Origin of the sequence: Pseudoalteromonas sp. 20-92, from assembly GCF_030847595.1 — a bacterium.
Classification (GTDB): domain Bacteria; phylum Pseudomonadota; class Gammaproteobacteria; order Enterobacterales; family Alteromonadaceae; genus Pseudoalteromonas; species Pseudoalteromonas fuliginea.
In genome coordinates, this window is the sequence record NZ_JANJGQ010000004.1 from 13,784 (window position 1) to 36,927 (window position 23,144).

Genomic DNA, 23,144 nt, shown 5'->3' on the forward strand with positions numbered 1-23,144 from the left:
CCATCATAAAGAAATTACTTCCTTATAATAAGAATCCCGTGCTGAAACTAATAAAATTTATTCTCCCGCCATTATTTGCAGGGCTTAGCATTGCTTTTTTAGTGGTTTTTTTCAGCCCTAATATGCGAGCTTCTCTATTACCGAACGTACCTCTTGCGAGTGCAATGAGTACTAGCCATTTAAGTTTCTCAGATGCTGTTAAACGTGCAGCTCCCTCCGTAGTGACTATTTTTTCTGAGAGCATTTCGAAAGAGCCTCGTTATAAAAGACAAAATACCGTACAAGAATTAGGCTCTGGTGTGATTATGTCGCAAGATGGCTACATTCTTACTAACTATCATGTAGTGAATAATGCAGATCAAATTATGGTTATTCTGACAGACGGCAGGCGCTTTTTTGATGTCCAACTAATCGGCTTTGATACGATTACTGATCTTGCATTACTTAAAATAAACGCAGACCACCTTCCCGTTATTCCTATAAGCGATAGCTATACGTCGAGTGTAGGAGATGTAGTACTAGCCATAGGTAACCCACTTAATTTAGGACAGACAATTACCCAAGGTATTATTAGCGCTACTGGTAAGCAAAAAATCACAGACAGCCCTTATAATAACTTATTACAAATGGATGCCGCTATTAATGTAGGAAATTCAGGGGGCGCATTAGTTAATTCTAACGGTGATTTAGTTGGTATCACTTCAGCTCAATTTAAAACGCGTGAAAATTTAAACATACAGGGAATATTTTTTGCTGTGCCGTATTCACTTGCTAAAAAAGTAATGGGAAAATTGATTCGACATGGTCGTGTAGTTAGAGGCTACCTTGGTTTTGAAGGCACCGCAGTAGACAGCACAGGTAAAGAAGTTAACGATAGCCTAACTCCTGTTTCAGGTATGCGAATTACGAACTTAGATCCCTTAGGCCCAGCTTGGCAAGCAGGTATTGAAGAACAAGATATCGTTATTAAAATTGCAGGGCTTTCCGTAGCAAATCCGCAAAAAGTACTTGAAAAAATAGGCAATACAGAACCTGGGAAAGAAATAGAGTTTGAGCTTTATCGAAATGGCAAAATAGAAAAAATCATGGTGATGGTCGCAGAGCTTGAAACAAAACTATAACTACTAATTGTAGGTCGGTGTGTATTTACATATCCGACCTACATATATTAGGCGCTTTTAACTGCTTCTACGTTTAATATTAGCACCTAATGCACTGAGCTTATCTTCAATGCGCTGATACCCTCTGTCAACGTGATAAATACGGTCAACAACGGTTTCACCTTGCGCGACTATACCTGTTAAAATTAGACTCGCTGAAGCACGTAAGTCAGTTGCCATAACTTGCGCACCGCTTAGGCTTTTGGTTTCACCACAAATAGCCGTGTTGCCCTCAAGACGAATATTAGCACCCATGCGCTGTAACTCAGGCACATGCATAAAACGGTTTTCAAAAATCGTTTCTGTAATCGTTGCACTGCCATTTGCCACAACATTCAATGCTGTAAATTGAGCTTGCATATCAGTAGGAAAACCTGGGTGTGGAGCGGTTTTAATATTAACAGCTTTAAGCTCTCGGCCACGCATATCTAAGTAAATACTGTCATCATGCACCTCAAGCAATGCATTCGTTGCACGCAGCTTTTCAATCACAGGTTCAAGTGAATGAAAATCAGTATTCTTACAAAGTACCTCACCGCCAGCCATTGCAGCCGCCACTAAAAATGTACCTGTTTCAATTCTATCTGGCAAAATACTATGCTCACAACCCGCCAAGCGCTCAACACCCTCCACTTCGATACGGCTAGTACCTGCTCCAGTAATTTTAGCCCCCATTGCAATTAAACAATTAGCTAAATCGATAATTTCAGGCTCACGCGCGGCATTATCAAGTATGGTTTTTCCATCAGCAAGCGCTGCTGCCATCAGTAAATTTTCAGTAGCACCAACACTAACCATCTCCATAAAGATTTCAGCGCCTTTTAAGCGACCATTTACCTTTGCATTAATATAACCATTTTCCACGCTTATTTGTGCGCCTAAGCGCTCTAAACCTTGAATATGGATATCAACAGGACGAGCACCAATAGCACAACCACCTGGTAATGAAACCTGAGCTTCACCAAAGCGTGCCACTAAAGGGCCTAGTGCAAGCACAGAAGCACGCATTTGTTTAACGAGCTCGTAAGGGGCAAGCGTCTGATTTACCGTTGCGCCATCAATAATAAGTGTGTCGCCTTGCCAATTAACATCTGCACCTAAAGTTTTTAATAGTGCCTCGGTGGTAACAATGTCACGTAAACGTGGAACATTAGTAAATGTACTTTTACCATCAGCAAGTAAAGCAGCAAACAAAATAGGAAGCGCTGCGTTTTTAGCACCAGAAATAGTAACTTCACCAGCAAGTGAAGTGCCACCTTGAATTACAAATTGATCCATTTAGGAGGCCTTACTTATTGCGGTAAAATAAATTTTTGTTCACGTTTCCACTCTGTTGGAGTGAAAGCGCGAATAGAAACTGCGTGAATTGTGCCATCTGAAATTGTATTCATCAACGGACCATAAACTAGCTGTTGCTTTTTAACACGGCTTAAACCGTCAAAGCATTCACCAACTGCAATTACTTCATAATGACTACCATTAGCTTTTACATGCACTTCAGCTAATTGAAGTTCATCGCGTAATAATGTTTCGACTTGGCTAGTTTCCATAACTCTCACTCAAATAGGGTTGTAACTTGACCCAACTGCATTAAATTTTGCAATTGTTCAGGTGGATTTTGCAATTCAAGACGAATGCCTTGCTGCTTAAATTCTGCAAAAGAGTGAATTAACCAAGCTAAGCCCGCTGTGTCAACCCTTGATACCTCACTAAGGTCAAAATAAGTGGTTTTATGCTTAGTTATTAACTTATCGTTCAAAAGCCGTTCATTACTAATGGAATTTCGAGTAAGTTCACCACTTACTCGAAACTGCTGTTCATCAACTTGGCTAATTGCCAATTTAGTCATTCGAGCTACTGCCTCTAAATTGAACAGGTAACTTACTCTTTTGCTCTAAAAGGTTGCTTACATTGTCAATACCTTGCTGACGTAAAATACCTTGTAGTTCGCTTTGTTTGGCGTCTAATAAACTAATACCTTCAGCAATCATATCGTAAGCTCGCCATTCACCATCGCGATCTTCACGAACTTTAAAGTCTATTCTGATATCAGGTTTGCCATCTTCAAGAATTTTAGTTTTAACAACAACGACATCTTTACCTTTAAATGGTTGCTCAGCACCAAACTCAACTTTTTGATTTGTATATTGTGTAAATACACCAGCGTAAGTGGCAACTAAATATTCTCTAAATACACCAATAAAGCGCTGAATATCTTTAATCGCTTGGGCTTTTTCAGCTTCATCTGTAATTGCTCGTACTTTAGATACTTCACTACCTAACACGCGAAGTGCTGCATATTTGTAGTCAATATAAGGCATTAATTCTTCTTCAACAATGACACGAAGATGCTCTTGATTTTTAATGATTAATGGCTGATCTTTTTTGATACGTGCAAACGTATTGTCCGCTACTTGACGCACCATTTTGTTTGGATCATTCAGTTTAACATCTGCAGCACTTACGCTTTGAGTTAGCGTCATTGTGCTAATTGCTACAATAGCTAGAAACTTTTTCAACATAATAATTACTCACTACCTTGGTTGAATAAAAACTGCCCAATTAACTCTTCAAGTACAATGGCAGACTTAGTATCAGTGATTGAATCACCGTCACCTAACGCTTTACTATCTACACCAAATAAATCATCAATTGCTTCGTCTTGCTTATTTTCGGTTACGGCTTGACCTAAACAGCGTTGCTCTGCTGAATTAGGAGAAATAACAGGGTGGATACCTAGGTACTGCTCACCTAAAATACCCGATGTTAAAATTGAGATTGAGCTCGTGTCTGAAAAACGACATAAATACTGTGCATCAATGGTCATATTAACCACTGGCAAGAACTCCTGTGGATGAACATAAATTGACTCTACTCGACCAATAACGACTCCGCCCACTTTTACTGGTGCACGTGCCTTTAATGACCCTATGTTTTCAAATTTAGCATTAAGTGTGTACGTCTCGCCTGAGCCGCTAATACCTGAATTGGCGACTTTAAGCGCAAGCATAGCAAACGCTAAAATTCCTAACGCCACAAAAAAACCAACTAAAATTTCTAATTTCCGTGAATTCATTATCTATACCCTATTAGCTGGTAAACATTACCGCTGTCAAAATAAAGTCAAACCCTAAAACCGCCAATGACGAATGAACAACCGTTTCGGTGGTTGCTTTACTGATCCCTTCAGAGGTCGGCACACAGTCATACCCTTTATAAAGTGCTATCCAAGTCACCACAATGGCGAATACAAAGCTCTTAATAATACCGTTTAGTATGTCTTGCTGAAATGATACTTGTGATTGCATAATTGACCAAAAGCTACCCGTATCAACACCAAGCCAATCAACTCCGACTAAATGAGCACCAATAATTGCCACTGCTGAAAATATCACCGCTAGTAACGGCATACTTATAAAGCCTGCCCAAAAGCGCGGTGCAATAATTCGTTTTAGTGGATCAATTGCCATCATTTCCAATGATGATAACTGTTCTGTTGCTTTCATTAAGCCAATTTCTGCAGTAAGCGCACTGCCCGCTCGCCCTGCAAATAATAACGCTGTAACAACAGGCCCGAGTTCTCGTAATAAACTTAATGCCACTAATGGCCCTAAACTATCCTCTGCACCATATCCAACTAATACCGTATAGCCTTGTAATGCCAAGACCATACCGATAAATAAACCTGACACCATAATAATGAGCAAAGATTGCGAACCCACCATGTAGAGCTGACGAATAAGTAAAGGTGTACCCTTTTTAAAGTTAGGTACATTTACAAGTGCGCCAAAAAGCATATAAGTTGAGCGACCCAGAGCCGCAAAACGACCTAGCGTCTTATGCCCTAATTTTTGAAATAAATCCAACATTATGCTTTTTCTCCAAGCAACTCATCTGCATATGTTTGAGCTGGAAAATGAAAAGGCACGGGACCATCAGACAAACCTTTTAAAAACTGTTGCACTAAAGGAGACTCATGATTGCGCATTTCGTCAGGTGTTCCACAACCAATTACACCCTGATCAGCGATAATAATAACGTGGTCAGCAATACTCATTACCTCGTTAACATCATGGGTTACAATTAAAGAAGATAAACCAAGCACTTCGTTGAGTGACTTAATTAATTTAACCAACACCCCCATAGAAATAGGATCTTGGCCTGCAAATGGTTCATCGTACATTATAAGTTCAGGGTCGAGCGCAATAGCACGTGCCAGAGCTGCGCGCCTAGCCATACCTCCCGATAATTCAGAAGGCATTAAATCTTTCGCCCCGCGTAGCCCAACAGCTTGCAATTTCATTAGCACAACCAACCGAATTAGGTCTTCACTCAACTCAGTGTGCTCCCTAATTGGGAACGCTATATTATCGAATACCGACATATCAGTAAACAACGCACCACTTTGAAATAACATGCTCATTTTAGTTCGCGCTTCGTAGAGTTCTTTGCGCGACATATTTGGGATACTACCACCTTCAAATAAAATATCACCGGAGTCAGGCTTAAGTTGACCGCCAATTAAACGCAACATGGTCGTTTTACCAATTCCGCTTGGCCCCATAATCGCAGTGATTTTACCTTTAGGAACGCTAAAGCTCATATTTTTATATATGCTTCTATCGCCTCTCGAAAAGCTAACATCCTTGACTTCTACTATTGATTGCGACAAGTCGCTCTCCATAACAATGTTCACTAGTGCACCTATTTTAAAGCTTTTTTAACCAAGATGGAAAAAACAATTCGTAAGATTTTGTAATACACTTGCAAAAAGGAGTATAAGACTCGTTTATAACGGCTTAACTGCAGCTTAAGGTGCTGATATAAGCGCCTTAAAATATTATTCAACAAGTTATTGTAATTAGAGTTGACCTGACTCTTTTATTTATACTTTCACCTTTGCTTTTGTTACTATTCGCGCCATCTGTATTTTGAATAACTGGCTTAATATAATGGTTACCTCGTTTGTTATTTTAATTCTTGGTTTTGCGGCTCTTGTTTGGAGTGCAGACAGGTTTGTTTATGGCGCAGCGGCACTTGCAAAAAACTTTGGCGTACCAACCCTAATTGTAGGCTTAACTGTTGTGGCAATGGGTTCGTCAGCCCCAGAGATGATGGTTTCCGCTTCTGCAGCGCTCGCAAATAAAACAGATACTGCAGTTGGTAACGCTGTCGGTTCAAACATAACAAACATTCTATTTGTGTTAGGTATTACAGCGTTATTTAGACCTCTGTCTGTATCTTCAAGTACATTAAAACGCGAAATGCCACTGGTCTTGCTGATATCATTCGCTACCTGGTATATTTTTTCAGACAATTATTTTTCATTAGCCGAAGGTATCGCCTTACTTATTGGCTTTATCGTGTTTATAGGCGGTTTGATTATTATTTCACTGCGCGCAAAAAACCAAGATGACCCATTTATAACAGAAGCCTGTGACGACGTACCTAACGATGTACCAACTAAAAAAGCGGTATTTTGGTTAGTTATTGGCATGGTTCTGCTCCCTGTTAGCTCACATTTTTTAATTGGTTCCGCAGTCGACATAGCTAAATACTTTGGCCTAAGCGATCTAGTCATTGGCTTAACTATTATTGCCATTGGCACGAGCTTACCGGAGCTTGCAGCTTCAATTGCCGGTGTATTAAAAAATGAAGATGATTTAGCTCTAGGCAATATTGTTGGTTCAAACATTTTTAATATATTGGCTGTGTTACCGCTCGCAGGTATTATTAATCCATCCATTATCGATCCGTCAGTAGCGAGTCGAGATATACTCATTATGATTGGTGCAACATTTGCTCTTATCATCATGTCATTGAACTTTAGAGGCACCCAACGCATCAATAGAGTGGAAGGTGGCTTATTGCTTATCGCATTTTTGGGCTACCAAGGGTATATTTTTAGTCAAGTAGGGTAAATAATGACGACGCTGAACTTTATCGAACAGGGTCTTCGTGTTCTCAATATTGAACGCCAAGCACTTAATGACATAGCGCAATATGTAGATGAAAATTTTCATCAAGCATGCCAATTAATGTTTGACTGCGAAGGTCGAATTATTGTTATTGGCATGGGTAAATCAGGCCATATAGGTAATAAAATTGCAGCAACACTTGCAAGTACAGGAAGCCCTGCCTTTTTTGTACACCCAGGCGAAGCTAGCCATGGCGATTTAGGAATGATCACCAAAAACGATGTTGTCATGCTTATTTCAAACTCAGGTGAGACGAGTGAAGTTTTAAATATTATCCCTGTTTTAAAACGCCTTGGCGCAAAAATAATCGCCATGACAGGCAATACTAAATCGACCATGGCAACACATGCAAATGTACATGTATGCATTAAAGTAGAAAAAGAAGCATGCTCTTTAGGGTTAGCACCAACGGCGAGCACTACAGCGACTCTTGCTATGGGCGATGCGATGGCAGTGGCTCTGTTAGAAGCTCGTGGTTTTACCGCCGATGATTTTGCGCTTTCTCACCCTGGGGGCAGTTTAGGCAAACGATTATTACTAACCTTAAAAGATGTTATGCACAGCGGCGCAAATACACCTATTATTAGCGTCTCACAAACCGTAAAAGATGCACTTATTGAAATGTCAGCCAAAGGCCTTGGTATGACAGCCATTGTTGATAAAAGTAATCAGCTAGTGGGATTATTTACCGACGGTGATTTACGCCGTATTTTAGAGCAAAGACTAGATATTCATACAACACAAATAGACCTTGTTATGACTAGGTCATGCACAACAGCGACACAAGATATTTTAGCTGCTGAAGCGCTTAATATAATGGAACACAAACGTATAAATGGCTTAATTGTTGTTAATGAGCAAAACCAGCCTATTGGCGCACTAAATATGCAAGACTTATTAAAAGCAGGAGTATTATAAATGCAATTTGAAGAACTCTATCAACCGCTGAGTGCTGATGCAAAAGCACGTGCTAAAAAAGTAAAATTACTTATATGCGATATTGATGGTGTATTTTCTGATGGCCGAATTTATCTTGGCAATCAAGGTGAAGAGCTCAAAGCATTTAATACAAAAGATGGTTTTGGCATTAAAGCGCTTATAAACAGTGGCTTTGAAGTTGCTGTTATTACTGGTCGCCATTCGCAGATAGTGCAACAACGTATGACCAGTTTAACAGTACAACATATTTATCAAGGTCAAGAAAACAAGCTTATTGCTTACGAAGAGCTAAAAAACAAGCTTCACCTAAGTGATGATCAAATTGCCTACATTGGTGATGATGGCCCCGATATGCCGGTAATGGAATTAGTCGGGTTTGCCGTTGCAGTTAACGATGCTCACCCACTAATCAAGCGTTTATCACATTACACGACACAGATGCTGGGTGGTTTTGGCGCAGTGAGAGAACTAACCGACTTACTTATGCTAGAGAACGACAAACCACTTACTAGCAAAGGTACTAGTTCATGAATACAGCGCGCATAATTTTAAGCGTTTTATTCATCAGCTGTATGGTTTGGCTTTGGTACCCTTATTTTGCACAAACAAATATGACAGCTCAGGTTGAAGCTGAAGTTATCGCTAAGCCTGATTATATTGCTATTGAGCTAAAACAAACGGCCTATGATGAAAATGGTAAAATTAATCATAAAGTTACAGCTGCTAAAATGGAATTATATCAACAGTTAGGCTTTACCTTTTTTGAAAAGCCCATTTTCACCTTATATAACGAAAAACAAACATGGCGAATAAATGCAGACGAAGCAACGTTATATGAAGGAAAACAATTAATTTTAGAAGGTAACGTGGTTGCCAAGAATCTTACTGATAATGCAATGATAGACAAGATTAATGCGGATAATATTCAAGTAGATATAAAACTACTCACGATGCGTTCAGAGCAACCCGTTATTGTTACGGGACCCAATTTAAAGATCACCGGTAAAGGCCTTGAAGCCGATTTAAAAACTGAAGTGATAAAACTTATTAACCATACGCGAACTATATATTATGACCAATAAAATTTCAAAAATACTTATTATTCCGACACTTATACTAGCTTTCAACCTTAGCGCTGCTGAACAAGCGATTCAACCTGCAGCGAATCAAATATCAATAAGTGCCGACAAACAAGAAGGCCAATTAAAAGAAAACGTCGGAATTTTTGAAAAAAATGTTGAGATTATTCACGGCAACCGCCGTATTACAGCCGACCGTTTAGAAGTACATAAACGTGATGAATTAGGCGATAATAAACAGCTACTAATTGCAACTGGTAGCCCTGCATATTTCGAAGAAAAACAAACTGATGGCACTATAATGAGCGCCAGCGCAAACGAAGTTCGTTATGATGTAGCTAAACGATTTTTAACCCTTATTGGCGATGCACAAGTATCGCAAGCGGGTCAAAAAATAAATGCCAAGAGTATTACTTACGATATGCAACAGCAATTAATTAGCGCTGAAAAAGACGAAAACTCAACCGATCGTGTGCATACTATTTTAGTACCTATTGAGACTAAAAAAGAAAAAAACGATAAAGGTCAGCCATGAGTACATTAAAAGCAGAACTATTAGCTAAAAGTTATAAAGGCCGCGAAGTTGTAAAAAATGTAGGTCTGGAAGTAAAGGCTGGCAGCATAGTCGGGTTACTTGGCCCTAATGGTGCAGGTAAAACCACAACGTTTTATATGATTGTAGGCCTTGTACCTAGTGATAAAGGCAAGATTTCTATCGACGATAACGATATTACTCTTTTACCTATGCATAGTCGTGCTAGATTAGGCATTGGTTACTTACCCCAAGAATCATCAATTTTTAGAAAGCTTACTGTTTATCAAAATTTAATGGCTATTTTAGAAACACGTAAAGAGCTAAATAAGCAAGCAAGAGAAGACACACTTAACAATTTATTAGATGAATTTAGTATTCAGCACATTCGTGATAGCCAAGGTATGGCATTATCAGGAGGCGAGCGTCGCCGAGTTGAAATAGCGCGAGCACTAGCCGCTGATCCTAAATTTATATTGCTTGATGAGCCTTTTGCTGGTGTTGACCCTATTTCAGTGTTAGATATAAAGAAAATAATTGAACATCTTAAAAATCGTGGTATTGGTGTGTTAATTACCGACCATAATGTAAGAGAAACTCTTGATGTTTGCGAAAAAGCCTACATAGTTTCTCATGGTGAGTTAATTGCATCAGGCACTCCAGAACACGTATTAAACGATAAAACAGTACGTGATGTTTATTTAGGCGAGCAATTTAGGCTGTAACATTTACGCCATGTCTTTAAGCATCTGCTAGTATTAATTATAACAACATAAAAGGATTGTTAGAGATACATGAGGCAATCATTACAGCTGCGCATGGGCCAGCAACTTACAATGACTCCACAGCTGCAACAAGCAATTCGCCTGTTGCAACTCAGTACATTGGATCTCCAGCAAGAAATACAAGAAGCACTCGACAGCAACCCCCTATTAGAGGTTGAAGAACAAGATTACGCCGAAGATTCTGCTGGTAAAAACGAGCAAAAAGCAGATAACGACGATGTCACTGTTAGCGCAAATGCTGATGATGTTCCGAGCGAATATGAGCAAGACAGTGGTGAAGCACTTGCTAAAGATACGCTAGGTGATGAAATGGCTATGGATGTTAGTTGGGATGAATATATGAGCGCAGCCCCAGCGTCATCATCAGGACCAATGCCTGAAGATGAATCTATATACCAAGGCTCCTCAACTGAAACGCTCCACGAATACCTAATGTGGCAACTACAACTGACTCCCTTTAGTCCTACCGATGAAGCGATTGCGATTGCGATTGTTGAAGCCGTCGATGATTCGGGTATTTTAACGCTGAGCTGCGAAGAAATTTTAGAAAGTTTTAATCAAGAGAACGAAGAAGACAACGAAGTTGAACTTGACGAAATAGAAGCTGTTTTAAAACGAATTCAATTGTTTGACCCTGTTGGTATTGCAGCACGTAGTTTACAAGAATGCTTATGTATTCAGCTGAACCAATACGATAAAGAAACACCCTATATTAATGAAACAAAAATGATTTTAACCGAGCACATTGATCTATTAGCTGCTCGCGACTATCGTACATTAATGAAAAAAACAAAGCTCAAAGAAGAAGAGCTTAAAGAAATAATGACTTTAATACATACTCTTAGCCCAAAACCGGCGGATACTATAGTTAGAGAAGAATCTGAGTATGTAATTCCTGATGTATCGGTGAAAAAAATAAAAGGTCGCTGGGTTGTTGAACTAAACCCAGATAGCATGCCTAAAATCAGAGTCAACAGCCAATATGCAGCAATGTCACGCACCGTTAAATCAAGTGGTGATAGCCAGTTTATTCGCTCGCATCTACAAGAAGCTAAATGGTTTATTAAAAGTTTAGAAAGTAGAAACGATACACTATTAAAAGTAACTAATTGTATTGTTAAGCAACAACAAGGTTTTTTTGAGCATGGCCCCGAAGCCATGAAACCAATGGTTTTAAATGATGTAGCAGAAATGGTCGAAATGCACGAATCAACTATTTCACGCGTAACAACTCAAAAATATATGCATACACCTCGCGGTATTTTTGAGCTTAAATATTTTTTCTCAAGCCATGTAAGTACTGAAAATGGAGGCGAATGCTCATCAACAGCAATACGCGCTCTCATTAAAAAATTAATCGCAGCAGAAAACTCAGCAAAACCATTGAGTGATAGTAAAATTGCAGATATATTAGCTGAGCAAGGAATAAAAGTAGCGAGACGTACAATCGCAAAGTATCGCGAATCTCTAGCTATTCCACCGTCAAATCAGCGAAAAAGTTTGATTTAAGACGCTAAACAAAGAGGGTAATGCTTATGCAACTAAACTTAACTGGTCGTCACGTAGAAGTAACTGATTCATTAAGAGATTATGTAAATACCAAATTTGCGAAGCTAGAAAGACACTCAGATCATATTAATAATGTTCATGTCATTCTTGATATAGAAAAATTAAACCAAAAAGCTGAGGCAACGATTCATGTAAGTGGAGCTGAGTTATTTGCCTCTACTGAACATCAAGATATGTACGCCGCCATTGACTCGCTGATTGACAAGCTCGATCGCCAAGTTATTAAACACAAAGAGAAGCTTGCTCGACACTAATATTATGAAATTAAGTTCACTTATATGCCAGGACTGCAGCAGAGCTGCGGTCCTTTTTAATAGTAAAAAAAGAATTTTAGAGTTCATCAGTCAACTTGCTCATGACAAGCTCCCATATCTTTCTCAACAAGATATTCTCAGCGCCTTAATGAATAGAGAAAAACTGGGAAGCACTGGTATAGGAAGAGGCATTGCAATCCCTCACGGGCGAATGAGCGGCGCAGAAGAGCCTTTAGCACTCGTATTAGTAAGCGAAACACCTATTAATTTTGATGCAATAGATAATCGCCCTGTTGATATATTTGTTGCACTCATCGTACCTGATGGCGATAACCAGCAGCACTTAAAGACGCTCGCAACGATAGCTGATAAACTAAATAATAAAGATTTTTGTAAACAGTTACGCAGCGCAAAATCAGATACTGAACTGTATCAAGTTATTGTAGAACAATCGTAATTAACATAATGGGTGATAAATGGAATTAATTATCATAAGTGGCCGTTCCGGTTCTGGAAAATCGGTTGCTTTACGCGTAGTTGAAGATTTAGGTTATTATTGCGTAGATAATATTCCAATTAATCTGCTACCTTCTTTAGTGAGAAGTGTATCTGATAACTACGACAAAATTGCAGTTAGTATTGATGTCCGTAATTTACCAAAAGAGCAAGATGAATTTAACGATATCCTTGAATACTTACCTGGCTTTGCTAAACCGACTCTGTTTTATCTAGACAGTGAGGATCAAACATTAATTAAACGTTTTTCTGAGACTCGCCGTCTACACCCGTTATCAGTTGACTCATTACCTCTTGATTTAGCAATAAAAAAAGAAAAAGAACTTCTCGATGTTCTCACTACTCGCGCTGACTATATGATCGACACGAGTGATTTAAGTGTTCATCAACTTGCTGAATCAATTCGTGAAAAAATTCTGGGTAAAAAAGATAAACAACTCATTGTTACTTTTGAGTCATTTGGCTTTAAACACGGCATTCCTAAGGAAGCTGATTATGTCTTTGATGCACGCTTTTTACCGAACCCACATTGGGAGCCAGAATTAAAACCTTTAAATGGCTTAGACCAACCCGTAAAGGATTACTTAGCCAGCCACAGCATTGTCCAAAAGTTCACTTGGCAAATTCAAACTTTTGTACAAACATGGTTGCCACATTTAGAGCGAAATAACCGTAGCTACTTAACTATTGCTATAGGTTGTACTGGTGGGCAACATCGCTCAGTATATTTAGCACAAACGATTGGTGAAAGTTTTTCGATGACACATCCAAATGTAAAAATCCGCCATAGAGAACAAGAAAAATAACTCATTCAAAATAATCATCTGTTCAGCTTAGGTAGAGTAACTTATGCGTTTAGAAGACACTTTTTTAATAAAAAATAAATTAGGACTTCATGCAAGAGCCGCAACAGTATTAGCGCAACTTGCTATTAAATTTGATGCCTCAATCATGATATATCAAGATGATAAAGAAGCGCCTGGGGACAGTGTATTGGCTTTAATGCTACTGGAAAGCAGTCAAGGAAAAGAGGTGAAAGTAGTGTGTGAGGGCCCTGATGCCGAACAAGCTTTACATGCCGTTGGTCAATTGATAGCACAACGCTTTAATGAAGAAGAATAGCACTTAGCTAAAAACCGAAACTAAGATAAACTAAATGTGGTTAATTACCCCATTAATAAACCTCCCTATCCATAGTTATATAAAAATCAATAAGGACGCCAATGCCTGAAGCTTTTGAACAAGACTATCCACTACAACAATTAAAACAAGTGACAAAGTCGCTTAACAGTGGTCAATTTGTTCAAGTTAGGCGGATGTTAGCAAAAACAGCTCCTTGTGATACCGCATTATTATTAGAGTCATCGCCGCATAAAATTCGCCGACTACTTTGGCAGTTGGTTGACCCTGATGTACAAGGTGATGTTCTTGAAGAGCTTTCCGAAGATGTTCGTTTAGGCATTATTGCCCAAATGGAACCTGAGCACATTGCAGCCGCAACTGAAGACATGGGCCACGATGACTTAGGTGAAGTACTCCGTAGTTTACCAGACACCGTTTATAAAGACGTTGTCAGCGCTATGGATATTCAAGACCGTGAACGTGCAACACAAGCACTTTCATATCAAGAGCGTTCAGCTGGCGCGCTAATGAACACCGATACGGTAACCATTCGCCCTGATGTAACGCTCGATGTTGTACTTAGATATATTAGGCTACGTGGGGAGCTACCAGAAGGTACAGATGATCTATATGTTGTTGATAAACACAACTGTTTTATAGGCGCTCTATCACTGAGTACGTTATTAACGAACCCACCTGAAAAAATTGTTCGCGATTTAATGGATGAAGATTGTGAATCAATCCCAATTTCAATGGATGAAAGTGAAGTCGCGCAACTATTTGAGCGCCATAATTGGATATCAGCACCTGTTGTGGATGATAACGATCAATTACTTGGTCGTGTCACTATCGATGATATTGTTGACGTAATTCGAGAAGATGCAGAGCATAGTTTACTAGGCTTAGCCGGTCTAGATGATGAAGAAGATACCTTTGCGCCAGTACTCAAAAGCTCTAAAAAGCGCTCAGTTTGGTTAGGTGTCAATTTACTAACCGCACTTGCAGCGGCCTTTGTTGCTAGCTTTTTTGAAGGAACACTAGATGTTTTACCTATTTTGGCGGTACTAAACGGTATTGTCCCTTCTATGGGTGGCGTTGCAGGAAGTCAATCGTTAACGCTTGTTATACGCGGTATTGCGGTAGGCCATATAAACCAAACAAACCAACGCTTTTTAATGATGAAAGAACTTGCCATTGGTGCATTAAACGGTATTTTGTGGTCATTATTAATTGCAGGTGTTATTGCCCTATGGCAATGGGACTTTATGCTTGGTGGTGTACTTGCCTTCGCTATGTTTATGAACTTAGTCGTGGCTGGTGTGGCTGGCGCAAGTATTCCAATAATACTTAAAAGAATGAATATAGACCCCGCACTTGCAGGGAGTGTGGTGCTAACCACTGTGACAGATATTGTTGGTATATTCGCCTTTTTAGGAACTGCTACCTGGTTGCTGGTATAAATTAGAAATTTTTGCAAATAACTAAAGTAAAAAATACTTAGGGTAAAGCTGCAACTATGACAACGAATATCAAGAATAAAAAAGAGACACCTAAAAAAACGCTAAAACAAAAAGGGTTATCAATATTAAAAAGTGTATTGGTATATGGCTCTATATTTTTCGTCATTTATACTGCCGTCAATTGGTGGCGACAACCTGTCATGCCAGCAAATCCTCAATTACAATTAACAGATTATAAAGGGCAAAACATTGATTTAGCAGCAATGAGCCAAGATAAACCAACCCTTGTGTATTTTTGGGGAACTTGGTGCTCTATTTGTAGTATTACCTCCCCTGCCATAAACGAACTCGCAAACGAGAATAATTATCCTGTCGTGAGCATCGCAATAAAATCAGGTTCTGATCAAGAACTACATAACTATCTAAATGATCATGGCTACAGTTTTACGACCGTCAACGATCAACACAGTGAGATATTTACCGATTGGCAAGGGCAAGTCACGCCATCTTATATAATCTTAAAAGATAATAAAATGACGCAAGGGCTAACAGGTATTCAGCCGTTATGGTCACTTAAATTACGTTTGTGGTTATCATCAACGTTATAAGGAAGAACTGACTGCAAATATATAGGCACTAAATACGCGCAGCTCAAAGAGGGGGCTCTAAAAGCTCACTCTTTATCATCTACAATAATATTGATAATAAAGAGCAAGGTTAACTCAACTTACGTATTACGAAGGCTGAAAAGCGCGTATCGCAATTAAACTAATAACTGGCAGATTGAATTACTAACGTGTACTTTGACGATTACCACCTACTTTTGGTTTAGTGTTTGCCTTTTTAAATTGGCTAAAACCGGTATGTCGCGTTAATGCTGGTCGCCCGCCTTTTTTACCGCCTTTACCTATTTTTTCATCACGCCCTTCTTCAGGCACTAAACAGTTCGGTCCTTTACCAATTAAATTAGCTTTACCCATTTTACGTAGTGCTTCACGTATAATCGGCCAACCTGCTGCATCATGGTAGCGTAAAATAGCTTTATGTAATCTACGTTGGCGAGCGCCTTTAGGTACTGGAACAACTTCTGAGTTGTTTTTTATATTACGTAAAGAGTTCATCTCTGTATGGTAAATAGTCGTCGCATTAGCCATAGGTGATGGGTAAAAATTTTGTACCTGATCAAGCTTAAAGTCGTTTGATTTAAGCCATAAAGCCATATTTACCATGTCTTCATCTTTTGTACCTGGGTGAGCAGATATAAAGTAAGGAATTAAATACTGCTTTTTACCGGCTTCTTTAGAGTACTTATCAAATAGTTCTTTAAATTGATCGTACGCTCCCATACCTGGTTTCATCATTTTTGATAATGGACCATCCTCTGTATGCTCTGGCGCTATTTTTAAGTAGCCACCCACATGATGAGTTACTAACTCTTTAACGTAACGAGGGTCGCGTACAGCTAGGTCATAACGTACACCTGAAGCAATCAATACCTTTTTAATACCCTTAACTTCACGTGCTTTTTTATACAAATCTATTGTTGGCGTATGATCTGTATCCATGTGTTTACAAATATCAGGATATACACATGATAAGCGTCTACAGGTACTCTCTGCCTTTTTGCTCGTACAGCGCAGCTTATACATATTCGCCGTTGGACCACCTAAATCAGAAATAACACCAGTAAAGCCGGGAACTTTATCTCTAATTTGTTCAATTTCTTCAATAATAGATTCTTGCGAACGACTTTGAATAATGCGCCCTTCATGCTCTGTAATTGAGCAAAACGAACAACCACCAAAACAGCCACGCATAATATTAACTGATGTTTTAATCATATCGTAAGCAGGTATTTTAGCATCACCATAACTTGGGTGAGGAATACGCTGATACGGCAAACCAAATACAGCATCCATTTCATGTGTTTCTAACGGGTATGCTGGCGGGTTTACCCAAATAGAACGATCGCCGTGTCGCTGAAACAGCGCTCTTGCACAACCAGGATTTGTTTCTTGATGCAAAATGCGCGAGGCGTGGGCGTACAAAGGTTTGTTAACACTTACTTGCTCATAAGCAGGTAACTTAACGTAGGTTTTTTCCCACGGTTTAGGTCGCGCAGGCTGAACCATAATTGGTTTTGCAGCTTCAGCTTTTAAATCAATACCGGCTTGTTTAAATTCAGATTTACTACAGCCAACATCATCCGCGCCATATGGGTTTGGAATAGGGTCGATTTTACCAATTTTATCAATAGCGGTAGAATCACTGCCACGCCAACCTGGTAGGGGTTCTTTTCGAATAACAGCCGTGCCGCGAATATCCTGAATCGTATCCATCGTTTCACCGGCCGCAATACGGTGTGCAACTTCAACTAACGGGCGCTCTGCGTTGCCATAAATTAAAATATCCGCTTTTGCATCAAACAAAATACTACGACGTACTTTTTCTTGCCAATAATCATAATGAGCAATACGACGAAGGCTAGCTTCAATACCACCAATAACAATGGGGATACCTTTGTATGCTTCACGGCATTTTTGCGAGTAAATCATTACGGCACGATCGGGGCGTTTACCGCCGACGTTATCAGGCGTGTAAGCATCATCATGACGCATACGCTTTTCGGCAGTATAGCGGTTGATCATTGAATCCATGTTCCCTGCTGTTACACCAAAAAATAAATTCGGTCTGCCTAGCTCCATAAATGCATCTTTAGAGTCCCATGCTGGCTGGGCAATAATGCCCACTCTAAAGCCTTGCGCTTCAAGTACACGGCCAATTACCGCCATACCAAAACTAGGATGATCAACGTACGCGTCGCCACTGATAATAATTATGTCGCAGCTATCCCAGCCAAGTGCATCCATTTCTTCACGTGTAGTAGGTAAAAATGGCGCGGTGCCATAACATTCAGCCCAATATTTAGGGTATGAAAATAAGGCGCGCTTAGCTTTGAGTGTGCTCATAAATTTAGCCGTAGAATAACAAAAGGCGCGAATTATACCTTATAGCATTGTTTATATATACAACATTACAATCTGTGATGCGCCTTTAGCTGTAAAATCTTAATTTAACTTTAATTATTTTGCTTATTAATAAACTCAATTAATTCGTGCTCAGGCATCGGCTTGGCATACATAAACCCTTGCACCTCATCGCACCCTAAATCTTTCAAAAATTTAGCTTGTTCCTGCGTTTCAACTCCTTCTGCAATCGTTTTTAAACCCAACTTAGCACCAAGTGATATAACCAAAGCAGCAATTGCACCGGTGTCATCATTTGGTAAACCTTTAATAAACGCCCTATCTATTTTTAATCTATCAATTGGTAAACTCTGGATATAACTTAAAGATGAAAAGCCTGTACCAAAATCATCAATAGCCACCTCAACACCTAATTTTTTGAGTTCTTGGAGTGTATTAATGACAGTTTCTAACTCATCCATAACCACACTTTCAGTTACTTCCAACTCTATATTTTTTGGCTGCACACCATATTTTAATAATGTATTTTTAACGGTTTTTGCATACCCTTTTACTTTAAATTGTGGAACAGATACATTTACTGCAATGCAAATATCTGCGCCGGCACTCTCCAATCGTTTTTGTTGCTGGCATGCTTGCTCTAATACCCATTGTCCAATATCAACTATTAGCCCTGCATCTTCAGCTAAGGGAATAAATACAGCAGGTGAAATATAAGTGCCATTTTCTAAAGGCCAGCGCAGAAGCGCCTCACAGCCAATTAATGATAGATCATTAAACGCCAATTGAGGCTGATACCACACCTCTAGTTTATTTCTAGCAAAATCATGCCTTAGTTGCCTAATAATACCGAGTCGCCATGCAATGGCGTCCTCCATATCAACGCAGTAATAAACACCTTCTTTATGTTTATTCTTTTTAGCTTGATTAAGCGCAATATAAGCTACTTTGAGGGTTTCAATACCTGTACTTTGAAAATCTTGCTGTTGACATAAACCAATTTTAAACCCCACCGGTAATATATGCTCTGCAGCACAAAATGAAATACTAAGTTTTTCGTTAAAGTCTGTAATATTAAATTCATTTTTAAGGATCACAAAACCAAATACATCAGCCCCAATACGTGATAGTAATTTAGCTGTTGGGTAAATTTCCTTTAAACGCTCAACAATAGCAATTAATAACTTATTACCAACCTCTTGCCCTAAACCATTATTAACATCCGAAAAATTCATTACATCAAGTAAAACAAGAAGGTAGTCATTTTTTTGTGGCTTTTGATAGCGCTCTATTCGCTCAATAAAATTAGTTCGATTGGAAATACCTGTCAGTACGTCTCTGTAAGCCGCATCTCTCAACTTAACAAATAGCCTAACGTTATCTAAAGCAATGCTTACATTTGCAAAAAATATTTCTGCAAATTGCAATTGAGTACGTGTTATCACTTCGTCGCATTCAATATAAATGGCTGCTTTTCTGTGCTTACTTCTTAAAACAAATGTAGCGCTAGTATCTGTATATTGATGTTTTTTTTGACTAAAAGACGCTTCTACTTCATTGTATATCCGACTATCAACCTCAGCTAAATTTTCTCCAAAGTATGTTTCATAGCGCGTGCAACCACCCAAGACTTGAATGTAATTATTACCGTCTAGTTTGCTGCAAATTAAGCCTTTATCCGGACACTGTAAAATAACACTTAAGTGCTTTATAATTCTTCTGCACAGTACTTTTATGTCGGTCTGTCCTAAAATAGACTTCGAAGCCGATAAAATAGAGTCCATTGCTTTATGCTGGTACTCTAATTGGCCAATTTGTTCATATGAGCGAATTGCAGTAATTAAAGAGGTGACGAGCTTAGAACGTGTCAATTCCGTTTTTGTTTTATAATCATTGATGTCATATTCACGAGTTACTTTTTCTTCAGGTATGCTACCGGCTTGCCCTGTACGTAAAATAATCCTAACATGTTGGTTATTAAGCTCCTCACGGACCCGCCTTACAACCTGTAAACCTGCATCATCAGTTTCCATTATCACATCTAAAAAAATGACTGAGATTGAGTTTTTTCGAGATAATATAGCAATAGCTTCAGCACCAGAATAAGCATCATGAAATCGAAATCCAGCTCCTTTGTATTCCAACCCAGAGAGAGCTAATTTAGTTACAGAATGAATAGCAGGATCGTCATCGACGATTAAAATATCCCAACAATCAGAAGGCTCTGAGATGACTTCATCATGGTCTTCTTTTAAAAATAAAAAACCGCTCGATTCTGATGACATTCATGCTCCTATTAAAAACAAGCAAAAAAAACAACCAACTTAAAAACAATAATTTAGTAAAAATAACAGCTCAACATTCTCGTCAACACCTTAGTTAGGATTAGATTGTTTGAACTTCTAAGTTTACAGCTTTAGATTTAGATTTTGGTTTACAACTCTACTCATACTATAGTCTACTAATGGAAAGTTGTTATATTTTAAGTAAATAATTCAGTTAAGGCCTAATTATTAAATTATTAAAAACACTGTTAAAATATCTCTTAATTTTGTTACTCACTATTATTATTATTGGCTTAATGCTTCCTCAAAACTATAGCGTCAATAAGACTATCGAAGTGAATGCAAGTATTCGTACTATCAAATCATTAACAACCGATTTTGATGAATGGCATAAATGGTCTCCTTGGCAACAAGTCGATCCATCCATTAAATTTGCAGTTAGTGAACCAAGTGCTGGTATTGGAGCTCATCAATCATGGACCAGTAAATGGGGGCATGGTGAGATGACAATTACTGCATTAAATGATCGTAAGATGGTATTTAATACCTTATTAAATAATGAACATATCGTACAAGGCACATTGACGTTTACAACTAATAGTAACAACAGTGTAAATGTAGAGTGCCATATTGAAGGGCAAGCAACGACAATACTTGTTTCTGGTTACATGGCTATATTTAGCGAATATGTGCTCAATAATACAATTGCATTAGGGCTAAATAATTTAAAAACAGTTGCTCAACTAAGTGATATACAAAATGTAGTGGAAAGTCATGACAGTCAAAACAGCACAGGCAAGAATTAATCTCGCAAACATCATAGAATCATTACTTGGTTACTCTATAACCAAGGTAGGAAGTAATGGCGCACTCTCAAACGATGAAAAAAACTATAACCCACAGGGGAAAATAAGACCGCTGTACCATATTAGTAGTGATAATTCAGTTTTAGCTCGCGCTCAAAAGCGACAAGATTTACTACTTATTAAGCAACAGCAAAATATTGAAACAATCTTAGCGATGGCAATGGCGTTTTGTCCCGATGTAGCAAGTAGCAAACAACCTGATGCGGATTGGGTAGAGCACTTTATTGGGCTCTGTGAAGACACCTCAAACGAATCAATGCAAACATTATGGGCAAAAATACTTACAGGCGAAACTCTCAATCCTGGAACATTTTCAATTAAGAGCCTGCAAACACTTAAGCACATGACTCAGCGCGAAGCCGATGCATTACAAAAATGTGTATCACTAAGTAGCTATAACGAAAAAGACGACAGTCACTTTATTTTACTCGGATTTTATAAAAAACCATCGATTTTTGATTTACTACGCAAAGGCAATAAAGTATCTCTAAATTTAGGAAAAACAGGTATCAGCTTTCCTGACATTTTAACTTTAATGGATCTTAACTTATTGTATCGAAAAGAAATTGAATCAGCCGTGTTAAAATCAGGGCAAGAACTTACGCTTTCATTTTTTTCTCAAAAAGTAACGTTAAAAGCAACAAGCAATGATTTAGTACTGAGTTATTACAAATTCACTCAAACGGGTGATGAGCTATCTAAACTAATAAACGTTCCAGTAAATAAAGTGTATAAACAATTAATAAATAGTGCATTAGAAGTGGAATTTGATTTAGCGTGGCATGCTACTAAGTAGTAAACCACGCTATAAAATCACTCAACTAGTTATCAAGTGAGTAATTAAAAGTGAATCTGAATACCTGCAAATGGGCCAGATGCATCGATATCTGTAGTAATATTATCTACATCATCAAGTTCTAATACCATGGAGCGATATCCAGCTTTAACTGCAACATCAATCGCTAGGTTATCAATAAATTCCCACGCAATACCCACTTGGTAATCTTGTACTTTACTATCGTCTATAGCCAAAAAGCTACCTTCAAAAAACACACTTAAACCAGTAAATGGCAGGCCGGCTTCTGCACGACCATAAGCAAGTGGTACAAAACCTGAAAAATCAACGGTTTCAGTAAAGTTAGTGTTGCCACTTTGAGTAGTACCCGTTACAGCAATCTCACCATCAAACTGTTTCGCATTCAAACCTAAATCAATAGAGATTAAGTCGTTATCAAAAATTTCGTAATACAGAATATAATCAATGTGTGTTAGATCGCTAATTGAATTAACTGTCGTACCAACCACATAGTCTGAACCATTAAAGCTAAATGTATCAGTTAAAACTGCAGAACCATTTAGTTCAAGTTCGGTATACTTTAATTTAATATTAGGCACTAACGGTACTGGGTGCTCAAGGGCTGCGTAATAACTTATAAATGTTTCATCTTCAAAATTGAAATCTTGAGATGCATTATTTTTATAAGAAAACTGACCATCATTATCTGATTTCCAGCCATCAACCCCTACATATAAACCTAATAAAGTGTCAGCGTGTGCTGCAGGTGCTAAACATGCCATTGAAAGGGCTGCTGCTAAACAATACTTTTTCATT

At 38.6% G+C, this 23,144-nt stretch carries 26 protein-coding genes; 16 read left to right on the top strand and 10 right to left on the bottom strand.

What is annotated here, in order from left to right; all coding sequences use genetic code 11:
• The first annotated feature begins 38 nt into the window (after positions 1-38).
• Positions 39-1,121: a trypsin-like peptidase domain-containing protein gene (locus tag NRL14_RS05270; protein ID WP_007378314.1), complete on the top strand. Its 1,083-nt coding sequence runs from the start codon at positions 39-41 to the stop codon at positions 1,119-1,121.
• Positions 1,122-1,178: 57 nt separating this feature from the next.
• On the opposite strand, the gene murA is transcribed toward NRL14_RS05270, so the two are convergent.
• The 7 genes from murA to NRL14_RS05305 are packed head-to-tail and all read right to left on the bottom strand — an operon-like array spanning position 1,179 to position 5,844.
• Entirely contained in the window at positions 1,179-2,438 is a 1,260-nt protein-coding gene (gene murA / locus NRL14_RS05275) for a UDP-N-acetylglucosamine 1-carboxyvinyltransferase (protein WP_007378313.1), read from the bottom strand.
• Between the two features lie 14 nt (positions 2,439-2,452).
• Positions 2,453-2,710, bottom strand: coding sequence for a BolA family protein (locus tag NRL14_RS05280; protein WP_007378312.1), 258 nt, complete (start codon positions 2,708-2,710; stop codon positions 2,453-2,455).
• Between the two features lie 5 nt (positions 2,711-2,715).
• Complete coding sequence (locus NRL14_RS05285) at positions 2,716-3,009, bottom strand: lipid asymmetry maintenance protein MlaB (protein ID WP_007378311.1); 294 nt, start codon at positions 3,007-3,009, stop codon at positions 2,716-2,718.
• Positions 3,002-3,682: a phospholipid-binding protein MlaC gene (locus NRL14_RS05290; protein WP_007378310.1), complete on the bottom strand. Its 681-nt coding sequence runs from the start codon at positions 3,680-3,682 to the stop codon at positions 3,002-3,004. The genes NRL14_RS05285 and NRL14_RS05290 overlap by 8 nt, the downstream gene beginning before the upstream one ends.
• Positions 3,683-3,687: 5 nt before the next feature.
• Complete coding sequence (gene mlaD / locus NRL14_RS05295) at positions 3,688-4,236, bottom strand: outer membrane lipid asymmetry maintenance protein MlaD (RefSeq protein ID WP_007378309.1); 549 nt, start codon at positions 4,234-4,236, stop codon at positions 3,688-3,690.
• Positions 4,237-4,249: 13 nt separating this feature from the next.
• Positions 4,250-5,029 carry a lipid asymmetry maintenance ABC transporter permease subunit MlaE gene (gene mlaE, locus NRL14_RS05300; RefSeq protein ID WP_007378308.1) on the bottom strand — a complete coding sequence of 260 codons (780 nt, stop codon included), beginning with the start codon at positions 5,027-5,029 and terminating at the stop codon, positions 4,250-4,252.
• The gene (locus tag NRL14_RS05305) at positions 5,029-5,844 is read right to left on the bottom strand and encodes an ATP-binding cassette domain-containing protein (protein WP_033015593.1); all 816 of its coding nucleotides are present in this window, start codon (positions 5,842-5,844) and stop codon (positions 5,029-5,031) included. The genes mlaE and NRL14_RS05305 overlap by 1 nt, the downstream gene beginning before the upstream one ends.
• A gap of 268 nt (positions 5,845-6,112) precedes the next feature.
• On the opposite strand from NRL14_RS05305, the gene NRL14_RS05310 reads away from it, so the two are divergent.
• The 13 genes from NRL14_RS05310 (at position 6,113) to NRL14_RS05370 (ending at position 16,002) form a co-directional block, all read left to right on the top strand.
• The gene (locus tag NRL14_RS05310) at positions 6,113-7,081 is read left to right on the top strand and encodes a calcium/sodium antiporter (protein WP_306724158.1); all 969 of its coding nucleotides are present in this window, start codon (positions 6,113-6,115) and stop codon (positions 7,079-7,081) included.
• A 3-nt stretch (positions 7,082-7,084) separates the two neighbouring features.
• The gene (locus NRL14_RS05315; protein WP_007378305.1) at positions 7,085-8,056 is read left to right on the top strand and encodes a KpsF/GutQ family sugar-phosphate isomerase; all 972 of its coding nucleotides are present in this window, start codon (positions 7,085-7,087) and stop codon (positions 8,054-8,056) included.
• Complete coding sequence (gene kdsC, locus NRL14_RS05320; protein WP_007378304.1) at positions 8,057-8,608, top strand: 3-deoxy-manno-octulosonate-8-phosphatase KdsC; 552 nt, start codon at positions 8,057-8,059, stop codon at positions 8,606-8,608. It abuts the gene before it with no gap.
• Positions 8,605-9,159: an LPS export ABC transporter periplasmic protein LptC gene (gene lptC / locus NRL14_RS05325; protein ID WP_007378303.1), complete on the top strand. Its 555-nt coding sequence runs from the start codon at positions 8,605-8,607 to the stop codon at positions 9,157-9,159. The genes kdsC and lptC overlap by 4 nt, the downstream gene beginning before the upstream one ends.
• Positions 9,149-9,691, top strand: coding sequence for a lipopolysaccharide transport periplasmic protein LptA (gene lptA / locus NRL14_RS05330; RefSeq protein WP_007378302.1), 543 nt, complete (start codon positions 9,149-9,151; stop codon positions 9,689-9,691). Before lptC ends, lptA begins: the two co-directional genes overlap by 11 nt.
• The gene (gene lptB, locus NRL14_RS05335; RefSeq protein WP_007378301.1) at positions 9,688-10,413 is read left to right on the top strand and encodes an LPS export ABC transporter ATP-binding protein; all 726 of its coding nucleotides are present in this window, start codon (positions 9,688-9,690) and stop codon (positions 10,411-10,413) included. The genes lptA and lptB overlap by 4 nt, the downstream gene beginning before the upstream one ends.
• Positions 10,414-10,482: 69 nt before the next feature.
• Positions 10,483-11,982, top strand: a complete 1,500-nt coding sequence (locus NRL14_RS05340; RefSeq protein ID WP_306724159.1) for an RNA polymerase factor sigma-54 — start codon at positions 10,483-10,485, stop codon at positions 11,980-11,982.
• A 26-nt stretch (positions 11,983-12,008) separates the two neighbouring features.
• Complete coding sequence (gene hpf, locus NRL14_RS05345) at positions 12,009-12,296, top strand: ribosome hibernation promoting factor (protein ID WP_007378299.1); 288 nt, start codon at positions 12,009-12,011, stop codon at positions 12,294-12,296.
• A gap of 4 nt (positions 12,297-12,300) precedes the next feature.
• The gene (gene ptsN / locus NRL14_RS05350) at positions 12,301-12,753 is read left to right on the top strand and encodes a PTS IIA-like nitrogen regulatory protein PtsN (RefSeq protein WP_033015583.1); all 453 of its coding nucleotides are present in this window, start codon (positions 12,301-12,303) and stop codon (positions 12,751-12,753) included.
• Positions 12,754-12,772: 19 nt separating this feature from the next.
• Positions 12,773-13,618 (top strand): RNase adapter RapZ, encoded by an 846-nt coding sequence (rapZ, locus tag NRL14_RS05355; protein WP_007378297.1) that lies wholly within the window; start codon positions 12,773-12,775, stop codon positions 13,616-13,618.
• 43 nt (positions 13,619-13,661) lie between these two features.
• Positions 13,662-13,934, top strand: coding sequence for an HPr family phosphocarrier protein (locus tag NRL14_RS05360; RefSeq protein ID WP_033029547.1), 273 nt, complete (start codon positions 13,662-13,664; stop codon positions 13,932-13,934).
• A gap of 101 nt (positions 13,935-14,035) precedes the next feature.
• Positions 14,036-15,394: a magnesium transporter gene (gene mgtE / locus NRL14_RS05365; protein ID WP_007378295.1), complete on the top strand. Its 1,359-nt coding sequence runs from the start codon at positions 14,036-14,038 to the stop codon at positions 15,392-15,394.
• A 56-nt stretch (positions 15,395-15,450) separates the two neighbouring features.
• On the top strand, positions 15,451-16,002 hold the full coding sequence (locus NRL14_RS05370) for a protein disulfide oxidoreductase (RefSeq protein WP_149606933.1): 552 nt from the start codon (positions 15,451-15,453) through the stop codon (positions 16,000-16,002).
• A gap of 183 nt (positions 16,003-16,185) precedes the next feature.
• On the opposite strand, the gene NRL14_RS05375 is transcribed toward NRL14_RS05370, so the two are convergent.
• Both NRL14_RS05375 and NRL14_RS05380 read right to left on the bottom strand, forming a co-directional pair.
• Positions 16,186-18,363: a YgiQ family radical SAM protein gene (locus NRL14_RS05375; RefSeq protein ID WP_306724160.1), complete on the bottom strand. Its 2,178-nt coding sequence runs from the start codon at positions 18,361-18,363 to the stop codon at positions 16,186-16,188.
• Positions 18,364-18,473: 110 nt separating this feature from the next.
• Positions 18,474-20,666 carry an EAL domain-containing protein gene (locus NRL14_RS05380; RefSeq protein ID WP_306724161.1) on the bottom strand — a complete coding sequence of 731 codons (2,193 nt, stop codon included), beginning with the start codon at positions 20,664-20,666 and terminating at the stop codon, positions 18,474-18,476.
• 296 nt (positions 20,667-20,962) lie between these two features.
• Between NRL14_RS05380 and NRL14_RS05385 the strand changes: the two genes are divergently transcribed.
• On the top strand, positions 20,963-21,472 hold the full coding sequence (locus NRL14_RS05385; RefSeq protein WP_306724162.1) for an SRPBCC family protein: 510 nt from the start codon (positions 20,963-20,965) through the stop codon (positions 21,470-21,472).
• Positions 21,441-22,328, top strand: a complete 888-nt coding sequence (locus tag NRL14_RS05390) for a TIGR03899 family protein (protein ID WP_306724163.1) — start codon at positions 21,441-21,443, stop codon at positions 22,326-22,328. The genes NRL14_RS05385 and NRL14_RS05390 overlap by 32 nt, the downstream gene beginning before the upstream one ends.
• A 44-nt stretch (positions 22,329-22,372) precedes the next feature.
• On the opposite strand, the gene NRL14_RS05395 is transcribed toward NRL14_RS05390, so the two are convergent.
• Positions 22,373-23,143, bottom strand: coding sequence for a TIGR04219 family outer membrane beta-barrel protein (locus NRL14_RS05395; protein WP_149614689.1), 771 nt, complete (start codon positions 23,141-23,143; stop codon positions 22,373-22,375).
• Position 23,144 lies beyond the last annotated feature (1 nt).